We start from the raw sequence: 15,906 nt of genomic DNA on the forward strand, positions 1-15,906 counted from the left end.
TCATGTCAAGACCCCTCGCTGGTGTTCGCCGTATAGTACTCGATGCACTCTTCCCATTGGGGGGAGGCGATGGGGCGCTCGCCGCAGCATACACAGACGCCGCTTTTCTCCACGGTCGGCTTTTTTTCGCGCTGCGCCAGCCGCTCGCTGACAAGATGCTCCCGCATGATGCGCGCAGTCTCCCCGTCCATCTTGAGGCGCGACAGGATCACCTCAAGCGCGCGCACGGTGGTCACTTCAACCATCATACTTTTCTTCCCTTCCCTTTCTGCTCCATCGCCCAGCGATAGACACGCTGTTTCAAGCGTTCCCTCGCGACGGCTTTACCGCGGTGCATCACCGTCCGCACATAGCGCGGATCGACGCCCAGATCGCGGGCGCAGTCTGCCATGCTTGGCCATGAGCATCCGCTAATGGTGATCCGCACCTTTGGGCGGCCTCCCTTGGGGCAGATCGGCCCGTGCTGGCGCAGGCCGACCGTGTCCATACGATTGCGCCGCAGGGCGGCATAGATCGTCTGCTTAGCTACGCCGATTTTCTTGGCGGCCTCCGGCACGCTTTCATAAATCTTGCCTCTGATTTCAACTCGCATAGCGCTCCCCTTCCATGGCTGCTTCGCAGAGGTTCGCAACGGCGGTGCGGACCTCCGGCTTTACGGCGCGAAGGGCGCGGATCAGCTTCGCTTCTTCGGTGGAAAGCTCTGCTTCGCTGGTCGCAACCTCTTGATCGGGGAAGAAAGCTGTTACCGGCAGGTCGAGCGCCTGCGAGACTTCATAGAGCCGCGATGCAGCTACCCGGTTTGTGCCGAGCTCGTACTTCTGAACCTGCTGAAACGACAGACCCAGCTTGCGGCCAAGGTCCGTTTGGCTCATGCCGCGCAGTTTGCGCGCGTTTCTAAGGGTCTTGCCAACTTGGGCGTCTACGGGGTGTGTCATGCTGCTGCGTCCTCGATGGTGTTGATTTTTGTGGTGTAGCGAACGGCGACAAAGGGCCAATCTTCGCCCCTGATTTTGGCGCGGTCGCGCAACTTGCGGGCCTGCTCGCGGGTGCCTGCCCAAGCGGAGTCGGTGCCGGCGGTCAGCCTTTCGCCGCTCAGGTGCAGGTATTTGCCGGACGGGTGGCGCAGGCGTATCAGTGCCGGGGGTAGGTGGTAGTCCATCTTCGGCAGGCGGGCGGTGATGGTGGTCATGTGCTTGCCTCCGGCTTTGTTTCCCGGACGGGTGGACCCCAAGTGAACGCGTCAATCAGTTGCCCAGGACCAATGCCGGGAACATAGACGCGGAACTCATCTTCGCCCTCGCCATAGTTTTCATCGACGCAGACGATCTCCCAGTCGACAGACGCCCAGTCCTCATCCGGCGGCTCCTTTCTCGGCTTCACTAGCTTTGCCCAGTAGTAGCCTGTCTCCCGCGGTTCGAGATTGGCTGCGCTTACAGCTTGTTCCGCAGCTGCTTTCAGATTGCTCATACCAGCCCCTTTCTTCCAAGATGGTCTGAGGCGCAGTGAGCGTGATGACACCTCCGCGCACTCGGTCCCCATCAACCTCGCACTGAGAAAACGGAATCCACGTGTCGTCACTGTCCTCATCGGCGCGGACGCAGGCGGCGCGTTCGGTCGCGTGCTGAAAGGTCACTTCAATGTTATGCAGGTTCGATTTCACGGCATTTCCTCCAGCGACTGCGTTGCGATCAACTGGCATGACGCCAGCGATGAATTGATCTTGATCGCCGCCATGCCGCCGCGCAGGGCTTCCAAGCGGTCGGCCAGTCGCTGCATCAGATCGTCGTTGCAGCCGAGTTCGCGGGCCATGCGGAGTAGATCTTCGTCGGTGGAATGATTGTTCTGGTCAGGCATTGATGGCGTCCTTCTGTGGTGCCACGGCTTGCGCGGTCGCCATGATGCTGAACGCAGCAGTGCCGGCGCATGGGTCGATCTGGGCGCGTGCGTTGTTTTCCGGCGCCTCTTTCAGCGCCAGATCGATCACGGTTCTGGGTGTGAAGTGGGTGCTGGTCATGCCGAACCCCTTCATTGCCCCGCTTCGACGCTTTCCGCGCCGCATGGTCCAACTGCGCCAAGGCCAGAACGGTTGGGCGAACCTCTGGCTCATACTGGTCATAGGGCTTGTACCAGCGGCCACCGCTCAAGCGGGGTAAGAGTGCGCGAGGGATCGGCTTCCAGTTCGACGGGTCGGTGTTCGTTTTGTCCCCATCTATGCATTTGAGGACGTGGTCCTCCGGCACCGGCCCATGCTTCTTTTCCCAAAGGTGGCGATGTTTCAGGACATAGCGCCGCTCAAAGCCCGTATGCGGGTTGGGCTCGTCCACACTAATCTCAACGTAGCCTTCCTTGCTTAAACGCTCATGTCCGAGGTGCTTCGTGTTGTGCGGCAGGTTTCCCTTCTTGAACTGATGCTTTGCGCTGTTCGCATTGAAGGGCATCTTCTCACCCTTGTTGTATGGCGCCTCACCCTTCACGAAATTCCCGGTTCGACCTGTCATCCAGCCCTTGCGCTTGCAGAGCGAATTAAAGTTGGACAGCGACACGTCCTTACGGGCGAAACAGGCACAGAACTCGGCGTGAGCCTCGGGGCGCGGTCTCTTGCTGTTCGCTTTTATCCACGCCAGTTCGGCTGGGCTGTATGGGATGATGTGTCCCTTCATTATCTCGGCCCTCCAATTTGCGGCAAGTGGTTCAAGACCTTCTCGCCGTGCTCGGCGAAGAGCTTTGCGGCCTTCAGCTGCAAGTCGGCGTTGCTGGTGATCTTGTCAGCGACGGAGACCATCGCGCTGGCCCGCTGGACCTCCTTCGCGATATCTTTTTCATCCATGCCTTCATCCGACAGACGTTCAAGCTGCGCGAACAGGTGGTCGTTGAGGTCGGTGAGTTTGTTCTTGGTCACGCCGCATCCTCCTGAGCTTGCGCATCAGCAGCCGCGCGGGCCTCGGCTTCAGCCGCCGCCATCTCTTCGGGGTAGGCTTGGCACTGGCGAACGGGTCTTCGTCGTCAACGTCCTGCACGGCGTCAGCATCAATAGCCAACTGCTGCAGTTCGTCCATGATGGTGGCAACAATTGCCCGCTGCGGTTTGTCGAGGCTCTGCCAGTGCGCGGTGAACTTCTCTTTCCCGGTCCTCGCAACAGTGCGCGCCTGGTCGAGCAGTTCCTTCTGCGCCTGCGCGTCACCTTGGCCTTTCGCCCAAGTTGCCATTGCGCGGCCTGTCTCGACACCCATCGGGCGACGCGGGTCGAGCAGGGCTTTGAATTGGTCCGCGACTTTGATCTGGTGGACCGGGTGGCCCGGTGCGGACGGGTCTAGGATCACCATCGTGGTCATCTCAAACATCAGGTCACCGTCGCTCGCTGGATCCCATGGCACATCCTCCCGCCGGGTTTTCGTTGAGCGGGCGTTCTTTGCGTTGGAGCCGAAGCCCGTCTGCATCACAGGCTTTGCGCGGGTGCAGATGATGATGTTGGTCTTTGCGCGCACAATGCGGTCGATCAGACGGCGATACCGCGGCTTAACCTCGGCCCATGCCAGCTGCGACCGCTGGTTCTTCTTGCTATCGTCACCGCCGGTCAGCCGGTCGAGAACTTGCGCTTGTAAATCGAGGACACCACCAACGCCTTCCCAAGCATGGCTGAAGGAGTCCAGAATAACGACCGGCAGTCCAGCCGCTTCTGCGCTATCGATGACTGCAATCCAGCGCTCGGGGCCGAAGCCAATCATATTGCCGTCATCATCCACGGCTTTCATGTCGTAGTGCATCATCTCAGGGAAGGCCGACTTGTAGTGCAGAGCCCGGCGGTTCTCGGTGTCGACATAGCCGATAGGTCCGCCGTTCTTACCGGTCACGATCTCAGAGATGCCGCGCGCCATTGAGAGGGCGGTGTAGGTTTTGCCAGTGCCGGAGCCGCCAGATAGGCCGATTGCCAGCGTTAGTGGATCGTTAATCTCGGAAACGGGGGTAAAACGGATAACGCTCATTATACGTCCTTTCAGGGAAATTCGGGGTTACTCAGCCGCGTAGCCTTCCGGCGCCTGCCAGCGGCCCGCAGCGTCGAGAACATCACGTCCGTAGTGGCGTTTGTGGTCGGCCTCTGCGCTCTCACGCTCCAGCCACTTGGCGTGATAGAATTCCGGCAGTTCGATGCTGACCACGCCATCAGGGTATCCGGGCCAGTGGTCGGTGCGGGTGCAATGACCCCAAATCTCGCGAGCCCGGGCGGTCTTCTTCGACGCCATCATCAGGCTTTCATTTCCCACCTGAACGACACAGACCTCGTAGGGCGCGGTCTTCTCTTGGAAGATGAACCTGAACAGCCGATCCTCGCCCGTCGCAGCCTTCCAGCAGTCGAGGTAATGCCGGGCCTGCACGTCATAGCCGTAGTTCATCACCGCCCGGACGCAGGCATCTGGCGAAGCATCGACGCAGGTTTTGAAGTCATAGAGGGGCTGCGAAGGGTCGGTCGGCGCATTGTCCACCATCGCGCGGCAAGGAACACCGCCGATCTCGGCCAGCACCACAGCTTCGGAGTTCGCGGGGTCCAGCGTGATCCCATTGTCAGCCATACGCTGCGCGGCGATCGCTGACATCTCCCCGATCTGTTCGACATCTTCGGCTTTCAGCGGCGTGATGCCGGCAGCTCGAGCTTCCGCGATCCATTCCTTCGCGGCCTTTGTGCTGGCTGCACCGTTGGAGGCGAGCAGATCAGACGGGATCGCCTTGTACTCGCCACCACGGCCCAGGACCGCCCGGTGAGCGGCGCGACCAATGTCGAAGGTCTTCTTGTCAATCGGTTCCCAGTTCGGGTTCAGCTTCGGATGCTGTACCCATGCATGTAGCGGTGACTGGTTCAGCAAGACGCGGGCGAGGGTGCTTGATAGGCTAGGGCGGTCTGACGGATCAGCGTGGTATTGTTCGTCTGACAGGTCGCGGTAGACGCCTGGGGCGAGAGGGCGGCTTGCCAATACATGGCGGCCATCCGGGCAATCCACCGACATTCCCGCGACCAGAACGGTCTTCACGGCCTTTCGGTCGGAGGTGGTGACCGGAAACACAACTTGCCCGGTGCTCAGCTTCACCTCAAGGATATGGCAGCCGCTGATGCCTGTCGCAGCGATTGGAGCCGCGTCTACAGCGATAGCGCTATGGATCTGGGCCATCGCTTCGGAAGGTGCGATGCCAGGTGCGCGTTCGGCGAGGCGGGTGAGGGCATGCTGGGTCATAGTGTCACCCGCGTGTGGGGCACCTTGCCATCGATCAGAGCATCAGCCAGCGCAAACCAGTTGCCAGCATCGAGCGTTTTAAGCCCCTCGGCGATCTCATTACGGATGCGAACCCGGTGCGCCCGATCCGCTTCCCGTTTGGCGCGGGCTGCATCAGCTCGGCGCTGCTCTTCGGCAATCCGGTCACGTTCACGCTGGGCGGCAGCTTCTTCGCGCTGCTTTGCTTCTGCCATTTCACGAGCATGCCGTTCTGCGGCCTCTTTCTCACGGCAAGCGGCATCCTCCTCTGCCTGTTTGCGGGCGAGTTCAGCGGCTTCGGCCTTGTCGCGTTCGGCTTGCTCACGGCGCTCGGCTTCGGCCTTCTCAGCTTCGATCCGGTGGGCTTCGGCCTCTTCTGCCGCGACCCGGTCAGCTTCAGCTTTCTCAGCGGCCATGCGTTCCTGTTCGGCTTTGGCCTGCGCCTGACGTTCCGCCTCCGCTTTCGCCGCGGCTTCCTGAGCATCCTTCCTGGCGCGCTCCTCTGCCTCGGCGCGTAGGCGGGCCAACTCGGCTGCCTGATCCTCACGAACCTTCGCTGCCTCATGCCATTGCGTCAGATCAGTAAGCGCATGTTCTTTCTTGGTGTCGGCGATCTCTTGGTATTCGGCCCAGCTATCATCGATGGCGATTGCCTTGATGCGGTCGATCTCGGCAGTGATGGTTTCCGTGTCGAGCATTTGGACGGGCGCAGGTGTGAGCGATTGCAGGGCTGCCTTAAGTCGCCCGACGCGTTCTTCTTCAGCAGCCTCCCAGTCATCCAGCGGCTTGCGAACCTCGGTTTTCAGAGCATCCAGCCGCTCACGGATCTTCCGCCGCTCTGCATCGACCACAGCAATCTGCTTCCGCGCATCGTCGGTCAGGCTTTTACCCGCGGCGTCGAGCGTCGTTTTGCTGCGGGCGACTGTATGTGCGAGAGAGGCGATTGCTTTGCGCCCTTTGGCGGTCGACAGGTCAGGCGCGTGGCTGCGAGCCTCAGCCTCAATGAGGCTGATCACGTCATCAACCTGGTCAGGCTTAGCGAACATTGCAGTGAGGTCTGTGCCAGCTGGCAGCGCGAGCGCCGTACCGGTTTCAATTTGGGTTTGATCGTTCATTCGAAAGCTCCTTCGATGAAATGGTTCGCGTTGAAATGGGCGGCATTTGCGATGCCTTTGGCGGCGAAGTGACCGCCCAGCAGTCCAGCCAGCGACAGGGCGAGTCCTGCAATGAACATGTGGACGGGAAGGGCGCGGGGTTCAGGTGACCGCCGACGCTGTTGACGCTGCACTTCGGCGGATGGGTGGGACTGGGTAATCATCATCCGGACTCCAGATCGAACTGAATACGGCGGCGCGTTTCTGCGTCCTTGCGGGCCTCACGGTCAGCCCAGAGGTCGTCCAGCACGTCGCGGAAGTTATCCACGGGTTCCGGCTCGGGTTTGCGGCGGGCGAGGACGTGGTCGAACCACTCGGCGCCGAGGAGGGAGGTGATCTTCATGCGCCCCACTCCGGATCGATGCCACGCTGCTCGCAGATCATCGCGTGCTCGTAGATCATGCGATCGGTCACGTCGGTCGCGGACCCGTCCGGGGCAATCTCCCAGCAGATCAAGTCGTGATGCGGCCACCACTTGTGGCTCTCAATGAAGTCGTCGTAGCCAGCATCGAAGTCGTACTGCGTGTCGCTGGCTGGGGTGCATGTGCCATCAGCCGCGCACACATCGGTGCGGTAGCTGACAGCCGCCACGCTGCCGACATGCGCGGCGTTGCGGGCGAGGGTCTCGAAGGTGCTGCGGGTCTGCATTGTCATCTCCATTACCGGGTTGGTATGGAGAAAGGTGTAATGTAGGATTTAACCTACGTCAACATGAAATGTAGGAAAGAACCTATACTGACAATTCACACCATGCTACAACACACCCACCAGCCCGACAGCGGGCAGAGGAAAACCCGCCAGTAGGTCGGGGTTATCGGACTGGGTATGATCAGGAATCGTTGCATGCAGCCTGAGCGCCGCCTTAGCCTTGTCGATATACATGCGATGGGAGGTGTTATGCGGCGTGATGAGGAATTACTGCGAAAGTTGATGCTTGAGATCGAGGCGGATCCTGAGCCAGTGGTCATCTATGATAACACGCGGGATATGGATGACGAAGACCGCAGGGTATATTATCACCTTCGATTACTGGCCGACGCTCGCTTCCTTGAGGAATCCGGCAAGTTTGGCGGCGCATTCCGCATAACGAATGACGGCCATGATTTCATCGGTATGATGAAGGATGATGGACTGTGGTCGAGCATGAAGAGCAAGGCCGGGGCCGCTTTACCTCGCTACGGCCTTCGGCTTCTATTCGAAGTCGGCAATGGACTGCTTCGGCAGAAGCTGCGGGATATGGGGATTCCGCTAGAGTGACATTCTGGAAAGAGAGAGCCCGCCACTGGGGCGGGGTGGGGGTGTTGATGCGTCACGATGATTTAGATCATATCCATATCTCAAGTCGCCCATTCTGCACGCCAGCAGACTTTGGGCGGAGGGATAAGGTAGAGCCAGCCGATGCTGCTATGGGGATCACTCTTGAGATGATCTATCACATCGAAGATACTGTAAGGCGATATGGCGAAGGTTTAACAGAAACGCCTCATGCGAATTGCGAGACGCCATTTGAGATTGCTACGCAGATCGTTCGCGTTGTGGCTGTAGCACTCCGAGAGGATGGGTTATCCATGGGAGAAGTTAAGGTGGATAAGGAAGTTTGTGATGCCGTCGCCGCTATTGTGACGGCCTACACGGATGTCCTCAACGAGAATTATGAGAACGATAGGTATGAGGAGCCCGAGGTATTAGACGGCCTTGCTGCACTTCTTCGCGTAGTTGACTGTCTGCCTCCCCACCTTGTTGAAGGCATACCGAAAGAGCTGTTGCCGTATGCGATGCGGCCTCAGCAGCCGTAACTGCAAGCCACGCGTCCTCTATCGACCAGACCTGAGTATCATCAGCTGCCAGAGAGGGGCCTTGGGAAAATAGGTGATCAAACGCCGCTCGACGGCTTGGCTGATTCTGAAAATCGGCAAGGGCTTGCAAAACGTCGGATTGATCATCTTCGTTAATCACCGACTTCCCTGACCTTCCGCCTGCCAGCAATTGCCCCATGAGATTGCTTAGGTTTTCGGCTGGTGCTGACGCGAGCCCCTGCATGGCGACGCCATAAGTATGGTTCCATGCATCGTATTCTGAAAGCAGTAGGCAGTCTGGATGCTTCGAGCTTATACCCCAAAGTCCGTGCGCGAACTTATTTCTAAGTTCCCGAACGGGTTTGATCGCGCTGCTAGCCCCCTTTAGTAATGGTAGAGACTCATCGTTTGCTTGCGTATCAAGAAGTCGATGTATGATCTTCACACGTTGATGATGGTTTCTAATGGCGTTAAGGACAATTCTAACGTTTGGCCCTTCAGCGCCTAGCAGAAAGATTGCAATTTGCTCGAATTGAGCATCAACGTCTGCCATATATGCGATAGTCAAGCTTACCGCTGTGGCAATTTCGGGGACTTGCCTTAAGTTGCTTGCATCGTATGAACCCTCGGGCCTTGCGCCGAGCGCAGCAAGCGTAGGTGGAGTGGGGATTTTAACTTTGGGATAGGTCAATTTCATTCCCTTCATTTTGCTCTGACTCGACCATTCTCACATCACACCCGCCTCGCCATATCCGCCGGCAGATGCATCCGCACCCGCGCGGCCCACCTCAGTCTTACGTCATGCTGGTTATCGGCGCCGGGGTTCAGCGAGATCAGATTGAACAGTCCCGGCTCTGATCCTGCGCGGACCTGCTTGACCCATCCCATGCCGTTCATGTCTTCGCAAACGCAGCGGTGGCCTATTGCATCTGAAGGAACTCCGTCAGCGGCCTCACGCGTGTAGAACAGAAGGTCGCCAGCGGAGTAGACGGGTTCCATACTGTCACCCACGATCTCGACTGCGACGATGCCATGCGGCGATAGCTGCGGTGGGCATTCGACCTGTGGGCCGCCACCCTTCTCGTAGGCATCGAACACCGGAACCATTGCGCCAGCGCCGACAGCGCCAGCTATGGCGACGGTGGGGCGTTCTTGAGGGCTATCCCCGACGATCTCTTGAATCGATACATCAAGAACCTCGGCGATCTTCACTAAGTTTGCTAGCGTCGGGTTCTTGGTCTTCCGCGTGACGATGTCTCGAACCCCGGTTGCGCTCATTCCAGCAGCCAAGGCCACCGCACGATTATTCGTGCCGCGTTCTTCGATTAATGCGCTGATGCGATCCGCTACCACTTGCCCAAAATCCATGTAGTTCTTTTCCTACATGCGGGCAATCGGCGCAAATGGGATAAATCCTCTTTACAGTGTGGGATATAACCTACATATTGAGCCTCATGATGATGAGCAGCTTCAAGACAGAGATTGAGGATTACCTTGAGCGGACAGGCACGAAGCCTTCGAAGTTCGGTCGGGATTTCGTCAATGATCCGGGGTTCGTCTACCGGCTTCGCAAGGGCGGAGAGTGCCGCCCTAGTACGATTGAAAAAATCCGCAAGGAAATGCGGGCGATATTGAAAGATGATGCTTCTGCATCTTCGGACGCCGCCTAATGTGGTGCGTCCGCCTGCCTCTCTCTCAAAAACATCTCTCATGCCGCGACCTTGCGACGGTGCGCGCTGTCTTCAAAGGAAACGAGGTTGCCAATGTATGATCTTCGCAAGCTGGTGAATGCCCAAATGGCGGCGCTGATCGACGGCACGTTCGGCTGTCTCGACGCCGCGGCGGAGACGATCAACGCCCGCACTCACGGCCACGTCAGCAAAGGTACGCTGTCGAAGCGGCTGTCTGGGCAGCTGGGCTGGCCGGTTGAGGATGTCGCAGCCCTAGAAGACGCAGCAGGCCGCTACCCGGTCAGCCGGATGCTGGCGCGCCGCATGAACGCTGATGGGCCCACAGCCTCGGCCTGCCTCTATGCGGCTTCGGGCGTTGCATCGAAAGAAGCGGGCGAGGCGATATCCGCCGCGCTGTCTGCCGCTCAATCAGCCAGCGGCGATCTTACCGAGGCGATCCGAGAAGCGAATGAGGCCGAAGCAGCAATGCGCCGGTTGCGTGAAGCGCTTGAGGCGGCGCAATGACCCCGCAACAGGTCGCCGCAGCGGAAAATGTCGCCGTGCGCCGTGCATGGGGCGAGACGATCGACAGCGGCGTCAGGACCAAGAACGTGGCTTTGCGCATCCGCGAATACATCGGCTCCGGCCTGACGTCTGATGAAGTGGCGCGCCGGATCGGCTGCACCCGTCAGTCAGTGAATGCCGCGCTTCGGAAGATCGGGGGCAAGCTGTGACCACCGCGAGGCGTGAAGGCGACAACGTGATCGTCACGATCCCCGTCGAAGAGGTGCACGAGCTGCGCGTCGCGTTGCAGCCGTGCCCGTGCAGGTCGACCAAATCACACGCCACGACCCGCATTCGGGAGCGGTTCGTACGCGGCTTGGGGATGGCGGTCGAAGGGAAGAAGAAAGAGCGGACTACTCGATAGCGCCCAGCAGGCGCTAACGCATTCATGGCGGCGCAGGCCGCGAAACTCAGGAGAGAACGATGCCATTTACCGACATTGCACCACCACCCGCGCCGCCGCCCGCCGGAACCGGGATTAGCTTCGGCCTGAGCGTTAGCAAGGCGAAGATCCGCAAAGTACGCATCACGCTGCGGGGGGATATCCAGGCGAAATACTTCGGTGGCCCTGTCGAGGGCAAGCGCTTTGCGGCGCAGGCTGGCCGCGGCTCTGACGAAGGTAAGCTGCGCCTTGTCATGACCGATGACGGCGATCTTGAAGCGCGCGCAGGTATCAAAGGCTCGGCGTACATCACCATGGCCGGATGGGACTTGCTGCCCAAAGACAAGCGCCCCGCCGCGTCCTGCGAGGTTATCGAGGCATCGGCGGTTGGTCTGGTGATCCTGAAGCTTCCGCCGTTCTGCAAGCCGTCCGGTGTGGGCGGCAAGATCGCAGAGGAATTTGCGCTGAAGAAGGTGGGAAAGAATGCTTGATCAGACCACACAACTAGAAGGCGTTGTAGCGCAAGAAAATGAGAGCGAGGGTGACGCAACCTATCGCGTCACCGCGAACGAGCTTCGCCAATTTGTCGAGCGCATTGAACGGTTGGATGCGGAGAAAAAGGATCTTTCAGATCAGCAGAAAGAGGTGATGGCTGAGGCCAAGAGCCGTGGCTACATGGTCATGGCTATCCGCAAAATTGTGGCCGAGCGCAAGCGCAGTAAAGACGACATCGCAGAAGAAGAGGCTGTTTTGCAGATGTACCGCGAAGCGTTGGGCATGTGATGGCGCGCGTTGGTTTTGAAGCGGCGCTGGCCGCCCTGAAAAGCGGTGATCGCATCATGGTCACCCTCGCTGATCCGACCAAAGTATCAGACCGCACCCGCTATAACCTTCTGGGGGGGGCGCTCTAACAGCGACCACGTTCGCGCGGCTGAGCAATCATATCGAGCCGGTGCGCGATGGGCTGTTCCCAGACGAAGCACCATCGCAGACCTATCGGCTGGCGGGGTTGTCGTAGGGCTATGACCGACCGCATCACCGCAGCCGAGTTCCGAAAGAAGCGTTCCGCCAATGGTGGAGCGCGCAAAGGCCGTGTGCGCGGTACGAAGGCGATGGTGGTGGATGGGATCAAGTTTCACAGCCGGAAAGAGGCGCGGCGCTACGGCGTTCTCCGCCAGCTTGAGCGTGCGGGCATCATCGAGAACCTGCGTCTGCAAGTGCCGTATGAACTGAAAGGCAAAGACGGGCCGATCCTGACGCCGACCGGGCGCAAGATGATCTACAAGGCCGATTTTGTCTATTTCGACAAGCGCATCAACGCGGAAACCGTCGAGGACAGCAAGGGCTGGGCGACAGACGTGTTCAAGATCAAGAAGGCGATCTTGGCCGCGCAGGGCGTGGAGGTGGTGGAGACATGAGTGCAGCCCCATCAGCGCGCGGCCTGTTTCGCGCAACCGGAAACACGTCCACCCACATCGTCAGGACGTTGGAAGGCTTCGAGCGCATCGCAGAGGCGCCCCGTGAGGCTGCGGACTTCTACCCGACGCCACCTGAACCTACGAGAGCCTTACTCAAGGCCGAGGGCGACCGCCTGCGTCATTTCCCGGCGATCTGGGAGAGTGCCGCTGGAGACGGTGCCATGGCGCGTGAAATAGAGGCTTTCGGGCTGCCGGTGATCAAGACTGATCTGATCGATCGGGGGTGCGGCGCCGACCTCGGTGACTATTTCGCCCTGACTGAGCGACGGGCGGATGCCATGATCACCAACCCACCATACTGCGAGATTAACGCCCGAGACGGAAAAGGCCGCTGGCTTACCCACGCGCTTGATCTCAGGTGCACCTATGTCGCGCTGTTCCTCAATTGGGACTGGCCGGCCGCGGCGGGGCTCGCCTCGATCTTGGCAAAGCACCCCATCAGCCGCGCCTACGTCTGCCGCTGGAAGGTGGACTTCACCGGCAAAGGATCACCGCCACAGCGCAACGGTTGGTTTATCTGGGATGCCGAATGGGAGGGCGAGACGGCGCTCCGCTTTCTTGATCGCACGGACGGGCGGCAGGGGGAGTTCTTCTGATGAGTGAAGGCGTCCCATATATCCGCTTCTACGGCGACGATTGGCTCTCGGGAACGCAGGAGCTCTCACTGGAGGAGCGCGGCGCTCTGGTGACCATCGTTGCGCTGACATCCGCAACGGGCGCGGCACCAGTTGCCGACTACAAGCGCCTATCACGTCGCTTCGGCTGCACCCCGGCAAAGGCGAAGAAGGTGGTCCAGTCCTTGATCGAGATGGGGAAGATTTGGCTCGATGGAGATGCTCTGATTAACCGCCGTGCACAAAAAGAAACCGAAATTTCGCAAAAAAATTCCAAAAAACAATCGGAAAACGCTCACGCCCGATGGTCAAAATCTGAGGGAAAATCCAATGAAAACAATGGGGGGTATGATGCCGCCGCATTGCCGCCGGAATGCCAACCAGAACCAAAACCAGAACCATATAAGATTGATGATGATAGCGCGGGCGCGAGTCTGAGCTTTCGAGAGAGGGTGCTGGTCGCAGCCGGTCACGATGCATCCGGGCTGACCGCAGGGGGCAAGGTGATCGGCAGCCGGGCCGAGTGGGTCGAGTTCGAGAACGCTCGGTCCGATCTCCATCTCAGCGAGGAAGACACGATCGCAGTCGTCAGGGAGACGGCCAACCAGAAGCGCGACGGACCGCCCGGCAGCCTGAAATACTTCATCCCATCGATGCGGAAGTTTGCCGGGGCGCGAGATGCGCCGCCAGTATCCGCAATTAGCCCAGACCCAGCCAGACCGAGAGGAACCCAGCATGAACGATCTACCAGCAAATCCAAGCGCCGTATGGATGCCTTCATCGCCGGAGCTCGCGGCACGGGCTGACCACCGCGAGTGGATCGGGGGCCGGGTCGTGACGCTTCTGAGCCACTACTGGCGGGACGATGACGACGATGCCCTGACGGCCGCGATCGCGGCTGACTGGGCCGATGTCCTCGAAGGCTTGCCGCAGGAGGCGATCCGCAAGGCATGCATCCAGTACCAGCGTGAAGAGCCGCGCCGGAAACCGACGCCGGGGGCAATCTACGCGCTGGCGCGAGAGGCAATGCCGCGGCCAGCATTGGTGCGGGAGCCGCAGCCGGAGCCAGAGCGCCGGGCGCCTACCGCCGAAGAGCGGGCTCGGGTTGCCGAATACGTCAAGCGGGCAGGCTACGCGACACGGCGCGCCAACCCCGAGGGAGACATCGCATGATCGAACCCATCACAGGTGGAGCAATGCAGGCGGCATACCTCGCAGCGGCACCGGCCTTTGCCCGGGCTTTCATTCGTCGTAGTCCGGAAGCGCTAGCAGCGGAATTTGCCCACAGCCGCCACATCGATCTGCGCGATTTCTTCGGGCCAACTAGAGCGCATAGCGTCTCGCATCCCCGGCAGGAATGCATGGCGATGTTGGCCGAGCGCGGGTTCAGCCTGCCGCGCATCGGACGCGTGTTCAACCGCGACCACACCACGGTGCACCACGGCATCGAAGCGGTGAAGCGGAGGGCGTTGGGGTGACGCTGGATGAACTTCGGACGATCGCGCAGAACAAGGGCTGCTACCTGACCATGCCACGCAAGACACTGCCGAAAGGAACGCGTGTCCGACTGGCCGGTCGCAGTGGGCCATTCGGCAGAATATGCACCGTCAAACAGGGCGAGTGCGGATACCAGGTTGTCGCTTGCTTCGATGGCGCCGAGGTCACGAGCTGGCTGGATGAGCAAGAGCAGGCGGAGCCAAAGAACACTACCACGGGCACAAAGGGCAGAGCATGAAATACCTAGGCTACGTTGCGGGCGGAGTTTGCCGCGACACGCACGCACCAACGAAGGACAGCGAGGGTAGGGCGGTTCGGCCGCCAATGATCCGCAAGCAGTTCTGGGTGCAGGAAGAGCTACGCCGTCTCGGCATCGACGCATGGTGCGGCAAGCGGGTGGAGTTCAAGCGGCTTGGCAAGGATCGCAGCTGGACCCGCTTCGATGTGCCGGCACTGCCGAACTACATCGTTTTGGATATGGAACCGGATCAGATGCACCTCGCTGCTCAGGTCGATCATCTGATGCCAACGTTCATGGCGGTCGCGAAGTCAGACCTGCACGGCAAGTCGTCGGAGAAGGGAAAGCCCGGGCATGTTGGGTTGCTGGGCTTCATGGGCGGCGTGGATGCCGCGTTTGAGAAGGCAGAGCGTGTCGACGCCAACTCTCGGGCCGAGGTGACTGAATACAAGCGCGGGCAGGAGCTTCGCATCATCTCCGGGCCTTTCGCCGACATGCTGGTGAAGTTCGATCGACTGGTGAAGGCGCCGCATGATCGGTGGCAGTCGCTCGCGGTGGAGCTGCCGAGCGGGATCAAGGCGCAGTTTGATCCGCTGGATGTGCGGAGCGCATAGGTGTTGCTAGGCGGTACAACATTTGGTATGGGTGAGGCATTCGCGTACAGGGATTACCCAGGCGCACTGGTCACGGGGTCGGCGGAAACGTCAGGCAGGCTCCGTGCTACTGCAATTCAAATGACATTCTTACGAGGCGGATATGGCCGAGCGCGAACTGACGCGAAAGCAAGAGGCGTTTGCGCTGGTTTATTTCGAGACTGGCAACGCGGCTGAGGCTTACCGGCGAGCGTATGACGTCGAAGAAAACGCCCGTGATGAATGGATCTATGTCGAAGCCAGCCAGCTTCTTGATCACCCTAAGATAGCCCAAAGGCTTGAAGCACTTTCTGAGCAGGCGTCGCAGCTTTCGATCTACACCCGCCACAAGGCGATGGAGGAGCTTGAAGAGGCTAGGGGCGTGGCAAGAACGCAAGGGCAGGCAGCGGCCATGGTTGGCGCCACATCGGCGAAGATTAAGCTGCTGGGACTGGATAAGCCGAGCCGCTTGGAGGTCACCAGCCCGGACGGCAGCATGACGCCCGCACCTGCCGTGGTTCTCTCCAACTTGTCGGATGAGGAGCTTGCCCAGCTTGAACGCCTTACCGACAAAGCACGAGATTCAGAAGGAGTGGGCGAGGCGGTGTAACCTCGGCTTTGCGCGCTACCACTTCCCG

The 15,906-nt window shown here is 59.8% G+C and carries 31 protein-coding genes and 1 pseudogene; 16 read left to right on the forward strand and 16 right to left on the reverse strand.

Going from position 1 to position 15,906, the window contains the following annotated elements; all coding sequences use genetic code 11:
• Positions 1–5: 5 nt before the first annotated feature.
• The 15 genes and pseudogenes from CUR85_RS13780 to CUR85_RS13850 form a co-directional block, all read right to left on the reverse strand.
• On the reverse strand, positions 6–248 hold the full coding sequence (locus tag CUR85_RS13780; protein WP_280322697.1) for a hypothetical protein: 243 nt from the start codon (positions 246–248) through the stop codon (positions 6–8).
• A complete protein-coding gene (locus CUR85_RS13785) occupies positions 245–592 on the reverse strand; it encodes an NUMOD1 domain-containing DNA-binding protein (protein WP_280322698.1) in 348 nt (115 codons plus the stop codon). The genes CUR85_RS13780 and CUR85_RS13785 overlap by 4 nt, the downstream gene beginning before the upstream one ends.
• A complete protein-coding gene (locus CUR85_RS13790) occupies positions 582–935 on the reverse strand; it encodes a helix-turn-helix domain-containing protein (RefSeq protein ID WP_280322699.1) in 354 nt (117 codons plus the stop codon). The genes CUR85_RS13785 and CUR85_RS13790 overlap by 11 nt, the downstream gene beginning before the upstream one ends.
• Positions 932–1,189, reverse strand: coding sequence for a hypothetical protein (locus CUR85_RS13795; protein WP_280322700.1), 258 nt, complete (start codon positions 1,187–1,189; stop codon positions 932–934). The genes CUR85_RS13790 and CUR85_RS13795 overlap by 4 nt, the downstream gene beginning before the upstream one ends.
• Positions 1,186–1,467 carry a hypothetical protein gene (locus tag CUR85_RS13800; RefSeq protein ID WP_280322701.1) on the reverse strand — a complete coding sequence of 94 codons (282 nt, stop codon included), beginning with the start codon at positions 1,465–1,467 and terminating at the stop codon, positions 1,186–1,188. The genes CUR85_RS13795 and CUR85_RS13800 overlap by 4 nt, the downstream gene beginning before the upstream one ends.
• 189 nt (positions 1,468–1,656) lie before the next feature.
• Positions 1,657–1,854 (reverse strand): hypothetical protein, encoded by a 198-nt coding sequence (locus CUR85_RS13805; RefSeq protein WP_280322901.1) that lies wholly within the window; start codon positions 1,852–1,854, stop codon positions 1,657–1,659.
• The gene (locus CUR85_RS13810; RefSeq protein WP_280322902.1) at positions 1,847–2,014 is read right to left on the reverse strand and encodes a hypothetical protein; all 168 of its coding nucleotides are present in this window, start codon (positions 2,012–2,014) and stop codon (positions 1,847–1,849) included. Before CUR85_RS13810 ends, CUR85_RS13805 begins: the two co-directional genes overlap by 8 nt.
• A gap of 175 nt (positions 2,015–2,189) precedes the next feature.
• A pseudogene (locus CUR85_RS20315) lies at positions 2,190–2,660 on the reverse strand (HNH endonuclease); the annotation flags it as partial.
• Positions 2,660–2,899, reverse strand: a complete 240-nt coding sequence (locus tag CUR85_RS13820; RefSeq protein ID WP_280322702.1) for a hypothetical protein — start codon at positions 2,897–2,899, stop codon at positions 2,660–2,662. The pseudogene CUR85_RS20315 and the gene CUR85_RS13820, both read right to left, overlap by 1 nt.
• Positions 2,847–3,983, reverse strand: a complete 1,137-nt coding sequence (locus tag CUR85_RS13825) for an AAA family ATPase (protein WP_280322704.1) — start codon at positions 3,981–3,983, stop codon at positions 2,847–2,849. The genes CUR85_RS13820 and CUR85_RS13825 overlap by 53 nt, the downstream gene beginning before the upstream one ends.
• A gap of 27 nt (positions 3,984–4,010) precedes the next feature.
• Positions 4,011–5,225 carry a PD-(D/E)XK nuclease-like domain-containing protein gene (locus CUR85_RS13830; protein ID WP_280322705.1) on the reverse strand — a complete coding sequence of 405 codons (1,215 nt, stop codon included), beginning with the start codon at positions 5,223–5,225 and terminating at the stop codon, positions 4,011–4,013.
• Complete coding sequence (locus CUR85_RS13835) at positions 5,222–6,358, reverse strand: coiled-coil domain-containing protein (protein ID WP_280322706.1); 1,137 nt, start codon at positions 6,356–6,358, stop codon at positions 5,222–5,224. The genes CUR85_RS13830 and CUR85_RS13835 overlap by 4 nt, the downstream gene beginning before the upstream one ends.
• The gene (locus tag CUR85_RS13840; RefSeq protein WP_280322707.1) at positions 6,355–6,564 is read right to left on the reverse strand and encodes a hypothetical protein; all 210 of its coding nucleotides are present in this window, start codon (positions 6,562–6,564) and stop codon (positions 6,355–6,357) included. The genes CUR85_RS13835 and CUR85_RS13840 overlap by 4 nt, the downstream gene beginning before the upstream one ends.
• Positions 6,561–6,740, reverse strand: coding sequence for a hypothetical protein (locus tag CUR85_RS13845; protein ID WP_280322708.1), 180 nt, complete (start codon positions 6,738–6,740; stop codon positions 6,561–6,563). Before CUR85_RS13845 ends, CUR85_RS13840 begins: the two co-directional genes overlap by 4 nt.
• The gene (locus tag CUR85_RS13850; protein ID WP_280322709.1) at positions 6,737–7,045 is read right to left on the reverse strand and encodes a hypothetical protein; all 309 of its coding nucleotides are present in this window, start codon (positions 7,043–7,045) and stop codon (positions 6,737–6,739) included. The genes CUR85_RS13845 and CUR85_RS13850 overlap by 4 nt, the downstream gene beginning before the upstream one ends.
• 195 nt (positions 7,046–7,240) lie before the next feature.
• On the opposite strand from CUR85_RS13850, the gene CUR85_RS13855 reads away from it, so the two are divergent.
• Positions 7,241–7,654, forward strand: a complete 414-nt coding sequence (locus CUR85_RS13855) for a DUF2513 domain-containing protein (RefSeq protein WP_280322710.1) — start codon at positions 7,241–7,243, stop codon at positions 7,652–7,654.
• Entirely contained in the window at positions 7,651–8,193 is a 543-nt protein-coding gene (locus CUR85_RS13860) for a hypothetical protein (protein ID WP_280322713.1), read from the forward strand. Before CUR85_RS13855 ends, CUR85_RS13860 begins: the two co-directional genes overlap by 4 nt.
• 732 nt (positions 8,194–8,925) lie before the next feature.
• On the opposite strand, the gene CUR85_RS13865 is transcribed toward CUR85_RS13860, so the two are convergent.
• Positions 8,926–9,561 carry an XRE family transcriptional regulator gene (locus CUR85_RS13865; protein WP_280322714.1) on the reverse strand — a complete coding sequence of 212 codons (636 nt, stop codon included), beginning with the start codon at positions 9,559–9,561 and terminating at the stop codon, positions 8,926–8,928.
• An 86-nt stretch (positions 9,562–9,647) separates the two neighbouring features.
• Between CUR85_RS13865 and CUR85_RS13870 the strand changes: the two genes are divergently transcribed.
• From CUR85_RS13870 to CUR85_RS13935, 14 genes are all read left to right on the forward strand, one after another.
• On the forward strand, positions 9,648–9,863 hold the full coding sequence (locus tag CUR85_RS13870) for a hypothetical protein (RefSeq protein WP_280322715.1): 216 nt from the start codon (positions 9,648–9,650) through the stop codon (positions 9,861–9,863).
• A gap of 93 nt (positions 9,864–9,956) precedes the next feature.
• Positions 9,957–10,388 (forward strand): hypothetical protein, encoded by a 432-nt coding sequence (locus CUR85_RS13875; protein ID WP_280322716.1) that lies wholly within the window; start codon positions 9,957–9,959, stop codon positions 10,386–10,388.
• Complete coding sequence (locus tag CUR85_RS13880) at positions 10,385–10,597, forward strand: hypothetical protein (RefSeq protein ID WP_280322718.1); 213 nt, start codon at positions 10,385–10,387, stop codon at positions 10,595–10,597. The genes CUR85_RS13875 and CUR85_RS13880 overlap by 4 nt, the downstream gene beginning before the upstream one ends.
• Positions 10,594–10,791: a hypothetical protein gene (locus tag CUR85_RS13885; protein ID WP_280322719.1), complete on the forward strand. Its 198-nt coding sequence runs from the start codon at positions 10,594–10,596 to the stop codon at positions 10,789–10,791. The genes CUR85_RS13880 and CUR85_RS13885 overlap by 4 nt, the downstream gene beginning before the upstream one ends.
• 59 nt (positions 10,792–10,850) lie before the next feature.
• The gene (locus tag CUR85_RS13890; protein WP_280322720.1) at positions 10,851–11,300 is read left to right on the forward strand and encodes a hypothetical protein; all 450 of its coding nucleotides are present in this window, start codon (positions 10,851–10,853) and stop codon (positions 11,298–11,300) included.
• Entirely contained in the window at positions 11,293–11,592 is a 300-nt protein-coding gene (locus tag CUR85_RS13895) for a DUF2312 domain-containing protein (protein ID WP_280322721.1), read from the forward strand. The genes CUR85_RS13890 and CUR85_RS13895 overlap by 8 nt, the downstream gene beginning before the upstream one ends.
• The gene (locus CUR85_RS13900) at positions 11,592–11,720 is read left to right on the forward strand and encodes a hypothetical protein (RefSeq protein ID WP_280322722.1); all 129 of its coding nucleotides are present in this window, start codon (positions 11,592–11,594) and stop codon (positions 11,718–11,720) included. The genes CUR85_RS13895 and CUR85_RS13900 overlap by 1 nt, the downstream gene beginning before the upstream one ends.
• 111 nt (positions 11,721–11,831) lie before the next feature.
• The gene (locus CUR85_RS13905) at positions 11,832–12,227 is read left to right on the forward strand and encodes a DUF1064 domain-containing protein (RefSeq protein WP_280322723.1); all 396 of its coding nucleotides are present in this window, start codon (positions 11,832–11,834) and stop codon (positions 12,225–12,227) included.
• Complete coding sequence (locus CUR85_RS13910) at positions 12,224–12,883, forward strand: hypothetical protein (RefSeq protein ID WP_280322724.1); 660 nt, start codon at positions 12,224–12,226, stop codon at positions 12,881–12,883. Before CUR85_RS13905 ends, CUR85_RS13910 begins: the two co-directional genes overlap by 4 nt.
• On the forward strand, positions 12,883–13,707 hold the full coding sequence (locus tag CUR85_RS13915; protein ID WP_280322725.1) for a DUF1376 domain-containing protein: 825 nt from the start codon (positions 12,883–12,885) through the stop codon (positions 13,705–13,707). Before CUR85_RS13910 ends, CUR85_RS13915 begins: the two co-directional genes overlap by 1 nt.
• Positions 13,673–14,074, forward strand: a complete 402-nt coding sequence (locus CUR85_RS13920; RefSeq protein ID WP_280322726.1) for a hypothetical protein — start codon at positions 13,673–13,675, stop codon at positions 14,072–14,074. The genes CUR85_RS13915 and CUR85_RS13920 overlap by 35 nt, the downstream gene beginning before the upstream one ends.
• Positions 14,071–14,379, forward strand: coding sequence for a helix-turn-helix domain-containing protein (locus CUR85_RS13925; RefSeq protein WP_280322727.1), 309 nt, complete (start codon positions 14,071–14,073; stop codon positions 14,377–14,379). The genes CUR85_RS13920 and CUR85_RS13925 overlap by 4 nt, the downstream gene beginning before the upstream one ends.
• 343 nt (positions 14,380–14,722) lie before the next feature.
• Positions 14,723–15,250, forward strand: a complete 528-nt coding sequence (locus tag CUR85_RS13930; RefSeq protein ID WP_280322728.1) for a hypothetical protein — start codon at positions 14,723–14,725, stop codon at positions 15,248–15,250.
• A 142-nt stretch (positions 15,251–15,392) separates the two neighbouring features.
• Positions 15,393–15,878 carry a terminase small subunit gene (locus tag CUR85_RS13935; protein ID WP_280322730.1) on the forward strand — a complete coding sequence of 162 codons (486 nt, stop codon included), beginning with the start codon at positions 15,393–15,395 and terminating at the stop codon, positions 15,876–15,878.
• Positions 15,879–15,906: the final 28 nt, after the last annotated feature.

Source organism: Sulfitobacter faviae (assembly GCF_029870955.1).
Classification (GTDB): domain Bacteria; phylum Pseudomonadota; class Alphaproteobacteria; order Rhodobacterales; family Rhodobacteraceae; genus Sulfitobacter; species Sulfitobacter faviae.

Excerpts from the sequence above, each read along its gene's own strand:
- CUR85_RS13930 (WP_280322728.1), top strand. The coding sequence starts at position 14,723 with ATGATCCGCAAGCAGTTCTGGGTGCAGGAAGAGCTACGCCGTCTCGGC.
- CUR85_RS13870 (WP_280322715.1), top strand. The coding sequence starts at position 9,648 with ATGATGATGAGCAGCTTCAAGACAGAGATTGAGGATTACCTTGAGCGG.
- CUR85_RS13920 (WP_280322726.1), top strand. The coding sequence starts at position 13,673 with ATGCCTTCATCGCCGGAGCTCGCGGCACGGGCTGACCACCGCGAGTGG.
- CUR85_RS13800 (WP_280322701.1), bottom strand. The coding sequence starts at position 1,467 with ATGAGCAATCTGAAAGCAGCTGCGGAACAAGCTGTAAGCGCAGCCAAT.
- CUR85_RS13840 (WP_280322707.1), bottom strand. The coding sequence starts at position 6,564 with ATGATGATTACCCAGTCCCACCCATCCGCCGAAGTGCAGCGTCAACAG.
- CUR85_RS13925 (WP_280322727.1), top strand. The coding sequence starts at position 14,071 with ATGATCGAACCCATCACAGGTGGAGCAATGCAGGCGGCATACCTCGCA.
- CUR85_RS13830 (WP_280322705.1), bottom strand. The coding sequence starts at position 5,225 with ATGACCCAGCATGCCCTCACCCGCCTCGCCGAACGCGCACCTGGCATC.
- CUR85_RS13825 (WP_280322704.1), bottom strand. The coding sequence starts at position 3,983 with ATGAGCGTTATCCGTTTTACCCCCGTTTCCGAGATTAACGATCCACTA.
- CUR85_RS13900 (WP_280322722.1), top strand. The coding sequence starts at position 11,592 with ATGGCGCGCGTTGGTTTTGAAGCGGCGCTGGCCGCCCTGAAAAGCGGT.
- CUR85_RS13875 (WP_280322716.1), top strand. The coding sequence starts at position 9,957 with ATGTATGATCTTCGCAAGCTGGTGAATGCCCAAATGGCGGCGCTGATC.
- CUR85_RS13850 (WP_280322709.1), bottom strand. The coding sequence starts at position 7,045 with ATGCAGACCCGCAGCACCTTCGAGACCCTCGCCCGCAACGCCGCGCAT.
- CUR85_RS13810 (WP_280322902.1), bottom strand. The coding sequence starts at position 2,014 with ATGACCAGCACCCACTTCACACCCAGAACCGTGATCGATCTGGCGCTG.
- CUR85_RS13790 (WP_280322699.1), bottom strand. The coding sequence starts at position 935 with ATGACACACCCCGTAGACGCCCAAGTTGGCAAGACCCTTAGAAACGCG.
- CUR85_RS13865 (WP_280322714.1), bottom strand. The coding sequence starts at position 9,561 with ATGGATTTTGGGCAAGTGGTAGCGGATCGCATCAGCGCATTAATCGAA.
- CUR85_RS13845 (WP_280322708.1), bottom strand. The coding sequence starts at position 6,740 with ATGAAGATCACCTCCCTCCTCGGCGCCGAGTGGTTCGACCACGTCCTC.
- CUR85_RS13780 (WP_280322697.1), bottom strand. The coding sequence starts at position 248 with ATGATGGTTGAAGTGACCACCGTGCGCGCGCTTGAGGTGATCCTGTCG.
- CUR85_RS13910 (WP_280322724.1), top strand. The coding sequence starts at position 12,224 with ATGAGTGCAGCCCCATCAGCGCGCGGCCTGTTTCGCGCAACCGGAAAC.
- CUR85_RS13795 (WP_280322700.1), bottom strand. The coding sequence starts at position 1,189 with ATGACCACCATCACCGCCCGCCTGCCGAAGATGGACTACCACCTACCC.
- CUR85_RS13905 (WP_280322723.1), top strand. The coding sequence starts at position 11,832 with ATGACCGACCGCATCACCGCAGCCGAGTTCCGAAAGAAGCGTTCCGCC.
- CUR85_RS13890 (WP_280322720.1), top strand. The coding sequence starts at position 10,851 with ATGCCATTTACCGACATTGCACCACCACCCGCGCCGCCGCCCGCCGGA.
- CUR85_RS13915 (WP_280322725.1), top strand. The coding sequence starts at position 12,883 with ATGAGTGAAGGCGTCCCATATATCCGCTTCTACGGCGACGATTGGCTC.
- CUR85_RS13935 (WP_280322730.1), top strand. The coding sequence starts at position 15,393 with ATGGCCGAGCGCGAACTGACGCGAAAGCAAGAGGCGTTTGCGCTGGTT.
- CUR85_RS13895 (WP_280322721.1), top strand. The coding sequence starts at position 11,293 with ATGCTTGATCAGACCACACAACTAGAAGGCGTTGTAGCGCAAGAAAAT.
- CUR85_RS13855 (WP_280322710.1), top strand. The coding sequence starts at position 7,241 with ATGCAGCCTGAGCGCCGCCTTAGCCTTGTCGATATACATGCGATGGGA.
- CUR85_RS13880 (WP_280322718.1), top strand. The coding sequence starts at position 10,385 with ATGACCCCGCAACAGGTCGCCGCAGCGGAAAATGTCGCCGTGCGCCGT.
- CUR85_RS13785 (WP_280322698.1), bottom strand. The coding sequence starts at position 592 with ATGCGAGTTGAAATCAGAGGCAAGATTTATGAAAGCGTGCCGGAGGCC.
- CUR85_RS13835 (WP_280322706.1), bottom strand. The coding sequence starts at position 6,358 with ATGAACGATCAAACCCAAATTGAAACCGGTACGGCGCTCGCGCTGCCA.
- CUR85_RS13805 (WP_280322901.1), bottom strand. The coding sequence starts at position 1,854 with ATGCCTGACCAGAACAATCATTCCACCGACGAAGATCTACTCCGCATG.